Below are 12,185 nucleotides of genomic sequence, written 5' to 3' on the forward strand. Positions count from 1 at the left end.
GTCAGGCGAATTGCTCGCGCATCAATCGCTCTTCGAGACCGTGGCCGGGATCGAAGAGGATGCAATGCTCGATCTCCGGCTCGGAGCGCACCTCGACCCATTTGACCGGCTTGACCGATCGGCTGTCCGCATCGGCCATGACCGGTCGCTTGTCGGATTCCAGAATGTCGAAGCGCACGAGCGCGGAGGATGGCAGGATCGCGCCCTGCCAGCGACGTGGCCGGAAGCTCGCGATGCCGGTCAGCGCCAGCACGTCGGATCCGATCGGCAAGATCGGCCCGTGGGCGGAGAAGTTGTAGGCGGTCGATCCGGCCGGGGTGGAGACGATCGCGCCGTCGCAGACCAGTTCTTCCATCCGCACCTTGCCGTTGATCGAGATCTTCAGCTTCGCGGCCTGCGGACCCGCGCGCAGCAGCGAGACCTCGTTGATGGCGAGCGCCTCATGCAGCATCCCGTCTTCTGTCTCGGCTTTCATCGACAGCGGATTGATCACCGCCTGCTCCGCCGCCTCCAGCCGCTCTGGCAGATCGTCGGCGACATAGTCGTTCATCAGGAAGCCGACCGAGCCGCGGTTCATCCCGTAGACCGGCAACCCCGTGCCCTCGTGGAGGCATTGCAGCATGAACCCGTCACCGCCAAGCGCCACGATCACATCGGCCGCATAGCGCGGCACCTGCCCGTAACGCGCCACCAGATCCTCGAGCGCCTTCTGCGCCGTCTCGGCATGGGAGGCTGCGAAATGGATATGGGTAAATTGCTTCGCCACCGCGCCGTCCTCCTGCTTGTCCAAGGTGTTGCAAGGGCTTGGACGAAAGACAAGCGTCAATCCGGCGCGGAAATGACCGATTTGGTCGTTTGTCTGCTTTCAGCCCTGCGAAATCTGCGCTAAACGGTCGGCGACCGGATCTTTGCGAGGAATGGCCATGAAAGACCAACGCGATGCGGGCTTCTTCACCGAAAGCCTCTCCAGCCGTGACCCCGAACTGTTCAAGTCGATCACCGATGAACTCGGTCGCCAGCGCGACGAGATCGAACTGATCGCCTCGGAAAACATCGTCTCGAAGGCGGTGATGGAGGCGCAGGGTTCGGTGATGACGAACAAATACGCCGAAGGGTACCCGGGCAAGCGCTACTACGGCGGTTGCCAATATGTCGACGTCGCGGAGAACCTCGCGATCGACCGCGCCAAGCAGCTCTTCGGCTGCGAATTCGCGAACGTCCAGCCGAACTCGGGCAGCCAGGCGAACCAGGGCGTGTTCACCGCGCTTCTGAAACCCGGCGACACCATCCTCGGCATGAGCCTCGATGCGGGCGGCCACCTGACCCACGGCGCCAAGCCGAACCAGTCGGGCAAGTGGTTCAACGCGATCCAGTACGGCGTGCGCAAGCAAGACAGCCTGCTGGACTACGAGCAGGTCCGTGAACTCGCGCTGGAGCACAAGCCGAAGCTTATCATCGCCGGTGGCTCGGCCATCCCGCGCCAGATCGACTTCGCCAAGTTCCGCGAAATCGCGGACGAGGTCGGCGCCTACCTGATGGTCGACATGGCCCACTTCGCGGGCCTCGTGGCGGGCGGTCAGCACCCCTCGCCCTTCCCCTATGCCGATGTCGCGACCACCACGACGCACAAGACGTTGCGCGGTCCGCGTGGCGGCATGATCCTCACCAACAACGAGGAGATTGCGAAGAAGGTGAACTCTGCGATCTTCCCGGGCATTCAGGGCGGTCCGCTGATGCATGTCATCGCCGGCAAGGCCGTGGCCTTCGGCGAAGCGCTGCGCCCCGAGTTCAAGAACTACGCAGCCCAGGTCGTGAAGAACGCTCAGGCGCTGGCCGACGAGCTGATGAAGGGTGGCCTCGACATCGTCACCGGCGGCACCGACACCCACGTGATGCTGGTCGACCTGCGCCCGAAAGGCGTGAAGGGCAACGCGACCGAGAAGGCTCTGGGCCGCGCGCACATCACCTGCAACAAGAACGGCATCCCGTTCGACCCGGAAAAGCCGATGGTCACCTCGGGCATCCGTCTGGGCACCCCGGCGGGCACGACCCGTGGCTTCGGCGAAGAAGAGTTCCGCGAGATCGCACGCCTGATCGTCGAAGTGGTCGACGGGCTCGCAGCGAATGGCGAAGAGGGCAATGGCGAGGTCGAAACGGCCGTGAAGGCCAAGGTCGCGGCCCTGCTCAGCGGCTTCCCTATCTACCCCGAACTCTGATCCGGATCCGAGATCACGACGAAGGCCCCCGCGTTCCGTGACGCATTCCGCGCCGTGGGACACAGTCTGTAGGAGCAGGCTCCGATAAGAATGGCCGCGATGAGAACCATCGCGGCCATTTTCTTGTGGTGAGAGACACGCATCTTACAAGATGGAGGGCTCTCGCAGGATCAGGTCCGGCCCGCCGTCTTCTCCTCGTCGGACGACAAGTCGGTCGGAATACCTAAAATCTCGGGAATCGGCACGACTTGTGTCTCTTTGAGGCCTACTTCCGGTTGGTCTGTCGGTTGGACTACCGCCTGAACCGCAGGAGCTTTCCACGAACGATCCAGCTTGGCGCCTACCTTCGTGCCGGCATAGAGCCAGGGTCGATAGAGGACTCGATAGAGATCAGGCACATCTTCGCCTCCGCCCTTCCGTAGCTTGCGCGCATCCAGACCGTGGCGCATTGCCGGCGTGCGCTTCTGCGGCGAGCGCCGCGCGCGGGGCGGAAGCTGGACATACTCGTCTGTCCCCGGGATGCGAAGGGCACGCGGCATGAGCTTTCCTGCCTTCGCGAAGTCGTCGATTTCCTCGTAGGGGGGCGTATAGACCCTCGGCTCGAAGAAGTTGTAGTTGATCCGGAAGATGTTGATGATCGAGATCAACATCGCAGGATTGAAGATTGCTCCCTGAACATACGATCCTCCGATCCGGGCGCCACCGCTACCGGCTCTGTCCGCCAGGCTGAGGCGCTCGCGAAGCGAGTTCATGAAGGTGCTCGCCGGTTGCAGGGTCGCCTTGTAGACCCAAGGTGCCAGCTCCGCCCGCACATCGGCATCGAGCGGGCCGTCGAACGGGATGTTCTTCAACTCCCGACGCAGATACCGAGGAAGGATCGGGAATCCGACCTTCTTGTCGAGTTCTCCGCTTGCCTGCGTAGGCGCAGACACCCAGAGCTTCGGAAATGCCGGGATCTGGTAGTTCGATCCGGGATACGGGCCGATTCCACGCAGCGCAGGCTCCATATGGTCCGCGATGTAGGCTTCCGTGACGGTTCGTGCATCGGTCTCCAGGGAGAAGCGACCGGCATACATGCCGTCGTTGTGGAACTGACGGCGGTCCTTCTTGTATGCCTTCACTTTCCCGAGCTTCTCCGGCTTCGTCGTCTTCTTCTTGAACTTCATCGCCAACCAAACGAAGCGGTCCGCCCGGATATCCTCTTCGAATACATGCGGAATGATATTGGGAAGGGTAGCTTCCAGCTCGGTCGTCAGGACAATCCGCCCCTTCGGTAGCATCTCCCTGAGCAGAACGAAGTGCGCGGCCTTCGTATAGAAGTCGTCGGTCGTCATTCCCTTGAACGAGCCGCGTTCGGCTCCGGTGTCCGCCGGGAATCCGAACCAGTCTTCAGCGATAACGCGGATGTCCTCCTTCATTCCGTTCACGCGGACGGTGAGATCGTTCCTGGCATTGGCATCGGCCTTCGACTTTTTGGGCATCCGGCGCCGCGCTCGCACGCGGAAGGCCTCCAGTTCATTGACGCAGGCCGAGAAGAACTGTGGTTCATGCAGACGCCCGGTGGGCCGTTGCCAGGAGAACTTCGGGGCTGATCCGAACTTGCTGCCTGGGTAGCTCTGCGAGAGGTTTCTTGGGCCTCCCTGGCCGTCGGTGTAGGTCTCGTTGAAGAGGTCGAGGGGTTTGACTCGTGGGTCGAAATCGACATCCATTCGATAGACATACCCGCTTTTCACGTCCGCCGTGATGGCGCAGTTGAGCTGCGTGTTGCGCTGATCAGTCGCCGTCTCCCAGTTCACTGTGAGGACCATGTCGTCGTGGCTGAGGCAGTGCTCTACCCGTTGACGGCTGCGTTCCACCTTTTCCCGCCAACGGCGGAGCATCTCTCGCTCATACGCGAGGAACACCTCCTCCAACCAGGCGATACGATCGTAGATCCGGGAGAACCCGATCGTCTTGCCGGTGGCCGCTGTGCCGAGCATGCGCTGCATGTCGGTGATGCCGGCGCTGTTCAGCACAGCCCCAAGAATCCGCAGGTTGTCCGCAGTTGTCTTTTGCCCGGCGTGTGGCAGCGAGATCGAGAACCGGGCGCCTTTCTTGCCTTTGCAGGGTTTGTGCAGGACCCTGACGGCCTTCGGTGTGGCCTTCTTTTTCGTGGCCTTGCCCTTGCTGTCGCGGGTCCGCTGATGTGCGCCATTCAGCGAGAACTCGTCTGGAGCCGCAAGGAAGCGGGTGCCACATGCACCACAGCCGGGTCCGTCCAAGATGCCGTTGTGATTGCGAAGGCGGGCGACCTCCTCGTCGAGATGCGCGGGCGATACGAGCGAGAAGGCGCTATTGCAGACCTTTTCTTCGAAGGTATGCCCTTGGCAGCGCACCGTGCGCTGGTCGGCCCATACATGAGGGGCGCGGCTATACTGGAACGCGCAGCTGACCCGCCGATGCTTCTTGTCCGCGCCCGAGAGCTTGTATGCGCCCGGGCCGTGTTTCGCGACGATGTCCAGCTGCTCTGGCGTGAAGTCTGGGCGTTTTTCTTCCCAAGTGCTCCTTCGCTCTGCCGCGTCCGTGAGTGGCCGCCCAAAGTTCCAGCAGTCCGGATTGGCGCAGGTGTTGAGATGATACTTGCCCGCGCCCGGATAGAGCTGGGACAGCTTGAAGTTGAAAGTCGCCAAACTTGCCATTCGGAACCTCGTCTTTCGCGGTTCCGCCTCGAGTCGTTTTTCCGACCAAAGAGCAGATTTTCCGCGGGTTTAGGAGTCTCACGATGCGGAAATCTCCGCGTGTTCTCCGGAGAGAACGGTCAAGCTTGCGGCACAAGAACATTGGCTTTATGTTCGAAAACAGAAGGAAAAAGAGCCGAAAGGGCTCAGTTTTCTGCTGGCAAGGGTTGCAATATGCGTGCGAGACTATTTTCTCGCACATCTTCTGCCTGATGCAGTTCAGGCGCCTTTCAAATCTTTCATTAAATCAATAGCCTGCCGCGTTTCCGCGACAGGCTTGGTTGTGGCTATGTCCCACCGGGCGGAATGCGTCACGCGTTCCGGGGGCCTTTTTTCATGTGGAAGATTGCGGGCGGATCAGATCGCCCCGGTCCAGACCATCGCCGCCAGCAAGGTGCCGCCCACGATCACCACGATCACCGCGATCGACGTGGCGAGGCCAAGCGCCGCAGAGCGCAACCGCTCTGCCGCGCCCAGCGGTTCGAGATAATCGCGGCAGGTCGCGAAGGCCGCCTCCACCCGGCGGGCATCCAGTTGTCGGGCGATCTTGGGGGCCTGCATCTTGCGCTCGGCATCGATCAGCACCAGCGCCGCCTTGCGCACCTTGCGCGGCAGCGCCCGGGCCCGCGAGGCGACCCGCGCCTCGAGCGTCGGCCCCTTAGCGCCCAGCCGCTGCGCCAGAAGCCGCGAGACCTGCCGCACCATCTCGTTTATCTTCTCCGGTCCCATGCGACCCTCTCACCTACGCGGCGTTCGGCACGACCGCACCGGACGCTAGCCGCCGCGCGAGATCAGCGCAACAGCGCGCATGGCCGCAGTTTTTTTCGCATCCGCTCTGGAAGCGCCTGGAAGAGCGATCTAGCTTAGGCCCCATGTTGAACACGACCCTCTACTCCTCCGACAGCAATCCCGGCGCGCGGCCCCTGATCATCGCGCCCGGCCTTTTCGGATCGGCCCGGAACTGGACCGCGATCGCCAAACGGCTGAGCGCGGACCGGCCCGTGATCGCGCTCGACATGCGCAATCACGGCGACAGCTTCTGGGACGACGATCACAGCTATGAGGCGATGGCGGGGGATATCGCCGAGGTGATCGAGGCGAATGGTGGGGTCGCGGACGTTCTGGGCCATTCGATGGGCGGCAAGGCGGCGATGACGCTCGCCCTGACGCGGCCGGAACGTGTCGAGCATCTCATCGTCGCGGATATCGCGCCCGAGAACTACGACCACGGCGACAACCACACTGCGCTGATCGAAGCGATGCAGGAGATGGATATCAGCGATCTGACCTCGCGTTCCACCGCGGACGAGCGGCTGGGCGAGCAGGTCTTCGATCCGGGCACCCGCGCCTTTCTGCTACAATCGCTGGTGCTTCGCGACGGCCCGCCGCGCTGGAAGTTCAACCTTGCGGCGCTGAAGGCGAATATGGACAGCATTCTCGGCTGGCCCGAGACACTCGAGGGCAAACAGTTCGACGGACCGACGCTGTTCCTGTCCGGCGCGGACTCGCATTATGTTCAGCCGGAGATGCACGAGCGTATCCGCGGCTTCTTCCCGCAGGCTCGCTTCGAGGAAGTCGACAACGCGGGGCACTGGCTGCACGCCGAGAAACCCCGCGAATTCGAAGCCGACGTGGCGCGTTTCCTCAACTCCGCGAGCTGAGGAAACCGCGTCCCTTCGTTCAGGCGCCCGGCTTCATCATCCGGCGGAGCAGATGATCGCGCTTGACGTATTGGTGGTAGAGCGCGGCCGCCACATGCAGACCGGCGAGCCACAGGAGGGCCGTCGTCAGGATCGAGTGCGTCTCGGCCGCCCATCCCAGCTGCCCGTAATAGGCCACGAGCCCCGCAATCGGGATCAGGAAGAGCAGCACGTAAAGGAGCCAGTGGATTGCCGCTGCGCCGAACCGCAGAATGGCAGGATCGTTCTCCGGCGGCTCGGGCGTTCCATGGCCTGCGCGCAGCGCCAAGCGCCAGATCGCAAGTACGAGCACAGTAATGCCGATGACGATGTGACCATAGGTCAGAAACCCGGCATCGGCCGATCCGTTCTTCATCAGGTCATGGAAAGTGTGGCCCATCTCGTCATTGAACAGGTACTGGACGATGAGCAGCAGGACGACGGCCCAGTGAAGCCATATCTGCGTTTTCGAATAACCGGGGGCGTAGGACATGTTACCTCTTCAAAATTGGCGAAACGGCTCTGCGCTTCGCCAGACTAGCGCGAGGAAGGCGCAGAGGTTCCGCCCCGTCACGAAGTTGGGATCCCCCCGCGACGACGGCTCGCGCGAATGCGATCAGGCGTTTTCGCGGATCGCCTTGGCGACGAACCACGCGATCGGAAGGGCCACGAGGAAGCCGATTACTGCCGAAACGATGATCGCGTTGGTCGTGACCATATTCATCGTCAATACGGCGATAATGAGGATGCCCGCAAGGGTCGGTCCGGCGAGGGCGTAGATGATACCGAAGAGGCGCATATCTGATCTCCAGTGAGAACACATTTCGGACGTCAGATTGGCCACGATCACGGCGATGTTACCTTGATCCGCATCAAATCCGCCTTCTCGACGCTGCGGCAGGGCGTCGCATCAGCAATCGAGCTGGAAGCGCGCTTCGCCCGTATCGCCGGGCAGCGAGGGCGACCGATAGAGCCCGCCCGCCGAACCCGTGACCTTGCAGCCAGATACCTGTTCCGCCGCGCGGATCAACAGGGGCGGCACGCGGCCCCTCTCTGCCCGGCGCAGATAGCCCATTCGCACGACCTCCGCCCGGTCCCCCTTGAGGAAGACGACGAAATCGATGCCGTCGAGCCTCACCTCGTGCCGCGACGCACCGAGGAACTGCGGCGCCGGGGAAGCGCAGCTCGTGAGGAGGCAAAGAGCGAGGAAAAACGAGGCTCTAGACATGGAAAGGCTCCGGGGAGGGACAACCCGGAGCCTTTCAGAGCTTGATTAACAATGAGTTAACCAGCTCGGGCGGAGTGTGCGGCCCCCGCGAGGGACATAGCAGGGGCCGCAAGACCGTTCTGACAGGGATCATGCCTGGCGGGGCGGCCAGAACGGGTCATTCCTTTTGTTACGCCGCTCGGACCGGAGTCCGGCGAAAATTCGATCCGGGAGGGCGACGACGAATAGGCGCAGAGGCGTCTTTCTTCGGGCTCTCCCTTATGTGTTCGAGGGCAAAACGCCGCTTCTTGCCTACAGTTCCACGGAACCGTAAATTTTTTCGTACGTTGGCCGACAATGGCTTAATAGGAGAGCGTAAGAGATGACGAAATCGGTTCAAATGGCAGCAATGACCGTGATTCTTCTGGGCCTCGCGGCCTGCAACACGGTGCAAGGCGCGGGTCAGGATCTGTCCGTCGCGGGCAGCACGATTGCGGGTGAAGCCCGTCAGGCGCGCTAAGCACGACCGAAGCTTGCCGGAAACATCAAAGGCCCCGGAAATTTCCGGGGCCTTTGCATTTCGAACTTCGGATCGATGCCGTCAGAGATGCGTCCGGCTCAGTATTTCACATGGGCGACGCGATCTTTCATCGACTCGCCCGGGTCCGACGACAGAAGGATTTTCGCGCCCGCCACCAAGGCATTGCCGCTGTCCCAGATCTCGGCCGCATCCGCATCGAAGCGCAACAGCACCAGCTTCGGGTCGTCCTTGCCGTCATACCAGGCGCTGACAAAGGGGTTCCACAGACGCTCGACGATCTCCGGGTCGGTGTTCTCCGTCAGACTGCCGGTGACGGTCGCGAAGACATCATGCCCCTTGTCGACGAAGGTGAACATCGCACCGGCGCCGGGAGCCAGCCCGTCCATCAATTCCGTGTCGCGCGCGGTGAAGAACCACACAGGGCCGGGCTTTTCCTCGACGATCGCCGTCATCGGACGCGGCGCCGCCGTATCGACGCCGGCCCGCGCCAACATCACTGTGCGATCCGAGTCGAGGGCGTCCCAGAAATCTTTCTCGATCTTGGCTTGGTCGGTCATGTCGTTTCCTCCTGAAATAGGTCTGGGAGGAGAACGTGAGCCCGCCTTCCCATGTTCCTCAGAAAGGCCGCCGCCCTGCGCCGCCAGAAACGAAAAGGCCCGGCGCAATCGCCGGGCCTTCAATCAAGAAATTTCGAAGAGGATCACTCGTCCATCTTCAGCGCAGCGATGAACGCGCTTTGCGGGATCTCGACCTTCCCGAACTGGCGCATCTTCTTCTTACCGGCTTTCTGCTTTTCCAGCAGCTTCTTCTTCCGGCTCGCGTCGCCGCCATAGCATTTCGCGGTCACGTCCTTACGCATCGCCGACAGGGTCTCGCGCGCGATCACGCGGCCTCCGATGGCGGCCTGGATCGGGATCTTGAACATGTGGCGCGGGATCAGGTCCTTGAGCTTTTCGCACATCGCGCGACCGCGGGCCTCGGCCCGGTCGCGGTGAACCATGATCGAGAGCGCGTCGACCGGCTCGTCATTCACCAGAATCGACATCTTCACGAGGTAGTCCTCGCGATATTCGGTGATCTGGTAATCGAAGCTGGCGTAACCCTTCGTGACCGACTTCAGCCGGTCGTAGAAGTCGAACACGACCTCGGCCAGCGGCAGGTCATAGACCACCATCGCGCGGCCACCGACATAGGTCAGGTCCTGCTGGATGCCGCGGCGGTCCTGACAGAGCTTGAGCACATCGCCCAGATATTCGTCCGGCACGAGGATCGTCGCCTTGATGCGCGGCTCCTCGATATGGTCGACATAGGTCAGGTCGGGCATGTCGGCGGGGTTGTGAAGCTCGATCACCTCCCCGTCCTTCATGTGGACCTTGAAGACCACCGACGGCGCGGTGGTGATCAGGTCGAGATCGTATTCCCGCTCCAGACGGTCGCGCACCACTTCGAGGTGCAACAGCCCGAGGAAGCCGCAGCGGAAGCCGAAGCCGAGCGCTGCCGAGGTTTCCATCTCCGCCGAGAAGCTCGCATCGTTCAGCTGCAGTTTCTCGATCGCGTCGCGCAGCGCCTCGAAATCGTTCGCATCGACCGGGAAGAGGCCGCAGAACACGACCGGGATCGAGGGTTTGAAGCCCGGCAGCGCGTTGGCGCAGGGCTTCTTTTCATGGGTGATCGTGTCGCCGACCTTGGTGTCGCGCACCTGCTTGATCGAGGCGGTGAAGACACCGATTTCGCCGGGGCCCAGCTCGTCGATATTCACCATCGCGGGTTTCAGAACGGCGAGACGGTCGAGCTTGTAGGTCGCCCCCGTCTTCATCATCTTGATCTGGTCGCCCTTCTTGATCACGCCATCCATGACGCGGATCAGAACGACGACGCCGAGATAGGGGTCGTACCACGAATCCACCAGCATCGCTTTCAGCGGCGCGTCACGGTCGCCCTGCGGCGCCGGAAGACGATGGACGATAGCTTCCAAAACGTCCGGGATGCCCAGGCCGGTCTTCGCGGAAATCTCGACCGCCTCGGAGGCGTCGATCCCGATCACATCCTCGATCTGCTCCTTCACGCGCTCCGGCTCTGCCGCCGGAAGGTCGATCTTGTTCAGGACCGGGACGATCTCGTGATCCGCGTCGATCGCCTGATAGACGTTGGCCAGCGTCTGCGCCTCGACGCCCTGCGAGGCGTCGACAACCAGCAGCGATCCCTCGACCGCCTGCATCGAGCGCGACACCTCATAGGCGAAGTCGACGTGGCCGGGGGTGTCGATCAGGTTCAGCACATAGGTTTTGCCGTCCTTGGCGGGATAGTCGATCCGCACCGAGTTGGCCTTGATCGTGATGCCGCGCTCTCGCTCGATATCCATCGCATCGAGGAGCTGGTCCTTCATATCGCGTTCGGCCACGGTACCGGTCAGCTGGATCAGCCGGTCGGCAAGCGTGGATTTACCGTGGTCGATATGCGCCACGATGGAGAAATTGCGGATGCGATCAAGATCAGTCATGGGCGCGCGTATACAGGGGAAAAAGCGGGCCGGGAAGAGGGATTGAACGCCATCTGCCATTGACCTCGGCCCGGTCGCGTCCGACATATCCCTGAGACACGAAACACGGGAGACGCAAGATGATCTATTCCGTTCCGAACATGACCTGCGGGCATTGCAAAGCCTCGGTCGAAGCCGCGATCGAAGAGGTGGGCGGCAAGGCCGATGTCTATCTGGAAGATCGCGAGGTCGAGGTGGAAGGGCTGCCCGAATCCACCGTGATCAGCGCGTTGAAAGGCGCGGGCTACGAGGCCACCCCGGTCGAAGAATGATCTGGAGGGGCGTCGCGGTCCAGATGTAGTAGGCCCAGCGCCGCGCAACGCGACGGTTAGAAATCGGGTTCCCTCCCCTGTCCCGAACCGGCGGAATTCTGCCTGTTTTATTGCCCGCTTTTTGAATTTGAGTTAGAATCGCGGACAAATGAGCAGGCAGGATCGGCAAATACATGCCGGCCGCAACGACAAAGGGGCAGTAGATGACTTTCAAGACGACACTCGGACTCTGCGCATTCTCGGGCGCCGTGGCGCTCGCTTCGATGGCCTCGGCCGGGCCCATCGACAACGCCTGCCTGAAGGCGGGGCGCGCCAGCAATCCCGGCACCTGTGGGTGCATCCAGCAAGTCGCCGACATGACGCTGAGCCACCGCGACCAGCGCCGCGCCGCCAGCTTCTTCCACGATCCCGACCGCGCGCAGGAAGTGCGCATGTCGGATCGCAAGTCGGATTCGGACTTCTGGGACCGCTACAAGAACTTCGCCTCCACCGCGGAAGGCTTCTGCAAGTAAGCGGTCAGTCTGCGGCGCGCGGTCTACTGCCCGCGCCGCTTTTCTTCCTCATCGGCCAGCAAATCGGCGATCAGCTGATCCGCGCCCGCCTCGATCATGTCGAGGGCTCCCTCGAAATTGCGAGTAAAATAAGGGTCGGGCACATCGCGCGGCCCGTCCGGCCCGTCGATGAACATCTGCACCTGCGCGCGCATCTCGCGCGGCGCCCCGTCCAGAGCATCGCGCAGGTTATTTTCATCCATCGCCAGGATCACATCGAACGCGTCGTAATCGGCGGGCTCGATTTTCCGTGCGCGCAGAGCGCGCATGTCATAGCCGCGCGCCTCCGCCGCCGCGATCATCGGTTCGTAGGGCGGTTCTCCCAGATGCCAGCTACCGGTGCCGGCGCTGTCGAACTCGATATCGAGGCCGGCCGCGGCGGCCTTGTGACGGGTCACCGCTTCGGCGGCGGGCGAGCGGCAGATATTGCCAAGGCAGAGAAAGAGGATACGCATAGGAGGAG

At 62.2% G+C, this 12,185-nt stretch carries 14 protein-coding genes; 5 read left to right on the forward strand and 9 right to left on the reverse strand.

Going from position 1 to position 12,185, the window contains the following annotated elements; genetic code table 11:
• Position 1: 1 nt before the first annotated feature.
• On the reverse strand, positions 2 to 766 hold the full coding sequence (locus B6V76_RS10585; protein ID WP_199224616.1) for an NAD kinase: 765 nt from the start codon (positions 764 to 766) through the stop codon (positions 2 to 4).
• Between the two features lie 157 nt (positions 767 to 923).
• Between B6V76_RS10585 and glyA the strand changes: the two genes are divergently transcribed.
• On the forward strand, positions 924 to 2,216 hold the full coding sequence (gene glyA, locus B6V76_RS10590; RefSeq protein ID WP_088727388.1) for a serine hydroxymethyltransferase: 1,293 nt from the start codon (positions 924 to 926) through the stop codon (positions 2,214 to 2,216).
• A gap of 170 nt (positions 2,217 to 2,386) precedes the next feature.
• Here glyA and B6V76_RS10595 read toward each other — a convergent pair whose 3' ends face one another.
• Positions 2,387 to 4,894: a hypothetical protein gene (locus B6V76_RS10595; protein ID WP_088727389.1), complete on the reverse strand. Its 2,508-nt coding sequence runs from the start codon at positions 4,892 to 4,894 to the stop codon at positions 2,387 to 2,389.
• Between the two features lie 396 nt (positions 4,895 to 5,290).
• Positions 5,291 to 5,662, reverse strand: a complete 372-nt coding sequence (locus B6V76_RS10600; RefSeq protein ID WP_075773939.1) for a hypothetical protein — start codon at positions 5,660 to 5,662, stop codon at positions 5,291 to 5,293.
• 143 nt (positions 5,663 to 5,805) lie between these two features.
• Between B6V76_RS10600 and B6V76_RS10605 the strand changes: the two genes are divergently transcribed.
• Complete coding sequence (locus tag B6V76_RS10605; protein ID WP_088727390.1) at positions 5,806 to 6,594, forward strand: alpha/beta fold hydrolase; 789 nt, start codon at positions 5,806 to 5,808, stop codon at positions 6,592 to 6,594.
• A gap of 19 nt (positions 6,595 to 6,613) precedes the next feature.
• On the opposite strand, the gene B6V76_RS10610 is transcribed toward B6V76_RS10605, so the two are convergent.
• The 3 genes from B6V76_RS10610 to B6V76_RS10620 form a co-directional block, all read right to left on the reverse strand.
• Positions 6,614 to 7,105: a cytochrome b/b6 domain-containing protein gene (locus B6V76_RS10610; RefSeq protein ID WP_088719525.1), complete on the reverse strand. Its 492-nt coding sequence runs from the start codon at positions 7,103 to 7,105 to the stop codon at positions 6,614 to 6,616.
• A 123-nt stretch (positions 7,106 to 7,228) separates the two neighbouring features.
• Positions 7,229 to 7,411 carry a hypothetical protein gene (locus tag B6V76_RS10615; RefSeq protein ID WP_075773936.1) on the reverse strand — a complete coding sequence of 61 codons (183 nt, stop codon included), beginning with the start codon at positions 7,409 to 7,411 and terminating at the stop codon, positions 7,229 to 7,231.
• 111 nt (positions 7,412 to 7,522) lie between these two features.
• A complete protein-coding gene (locus tag B6V76_RS10620) occupies positions 7,523 to 7,840 on the reverse strand; it encodes a hypothetical protein (RefSeq protein ID WP_088725432.1) in 318 nt (105 codons plus the stop codon).
• 361 nt (positions 7,841 to 8,201) lie between these two features.
• Between B6V76_RS10620 and B6V76_RS19690 the strand changes: the two genes are divergently transcribed.
• On the forward strand, positions 8,202 to 8,339 hold the full coding sequence (locus B6V76_RS19690) for an entericidin A/B family lipoprotein (RefSeq protein WP_109171601.1): 138 nt from the start codon (positions 8,202 to 8,204) through the stop codon (positions 8,337 to 8,339).
• A 98-nt stretch (positions 8,340 to 8,437) separates the two neighbouring features.
• Here the strand turns inward: B6V76_RS19690 and B6V76_RS10625 are convergent, their stop codons facing one another.
• Entirely contained in the window at positions 8,438 to 8,917 is a 480-nt protein-coding gene (locus B6V76_RS10625) for a pyridoxamine 5'-phosphate oxidase family protein (protein ID WP_075773934.1), read from the reverse strand.
• Positions 8,918 to 9,060: 143 nt separating this feature from the next.
• Positions 9,061 to 10,860 carry a translation elongation factor 4 gene (gene lepA, locus B6V76_RS10630; protein WP_075773933.1) on the reverse strand — a complete coding sequence of 600 codons (1,800 nt, stop codon included), beginning with the start codon at positions 10,858 to 10,860 and terminating at the stop codon, positions 9,061 to 9,063.
• Positions 10,861 to 10,979: 119 nt separating this feature from the next.
• Between lepA and B6V76_RS10635 the strand changes: the two genes are divergently transcribed.
• Both B6V76_RS10635 and B6V76_RS10640 read left to right on the forward strand, forming a co-directional pair.
• Positions 10,980 to 11,171, forward strand: a complete 192-nt coding sequence (locus B6V76_RS10635; RefSeq protein ID WP_075773932.1) for a heavy metal-associated domain-containing protein — start codon at positions 10,980 to 10,982, stop codon at positions 11,169 to 11,171.
• A gap of 203 nt (positions 11,172 to 11,374) precedes the next feature.
• The gene (locus B6V76_RS10640) at positions 11,375 to 11,683 is read left to right on the forward strand and encodes a hypothetical protein (RefSeq protein WP_075773931.1); all 309 of its coding nucleotides are present in this window, start codon (positions 11,375 to 11,377) and stop codon (positions 11,681 to 11,683) included.
• A 23-nt stretch (positions 11,684 to 11,706) separates the two neighbouring features.
• On the opposite strand, the gene B6V76_RS10645 is transcribed toward B6V76_RS10640, so the two are convergent.
• Positions 11,707 to 12,177 carry a low molecular weight protein-tyrosine-phosphatase gene (locus tag B6V76_RS10645; protein WP_088727391.1) on the reverse strand — a complete coding sequence of 157 codons (471 nt, stop codon included), beginning with the start codon at positions 12,175 to 12,177 and terminating at the stop codon, positions 11,707 to 11,709.
• Between the last annotated feature and the right edge of the window lie 8 nt (positions 12,178 to 12,185).

It is taken from the genome of Thioclava sp. IC9 (genome assembly GCF_002213225.1).
Lineage (GTDB): Bacteria > Pseudomonadota > Alphaproteobacteria > Rhodobacterales > Rhodobacteraceae > Thioclava > Thioclava nitratireducens.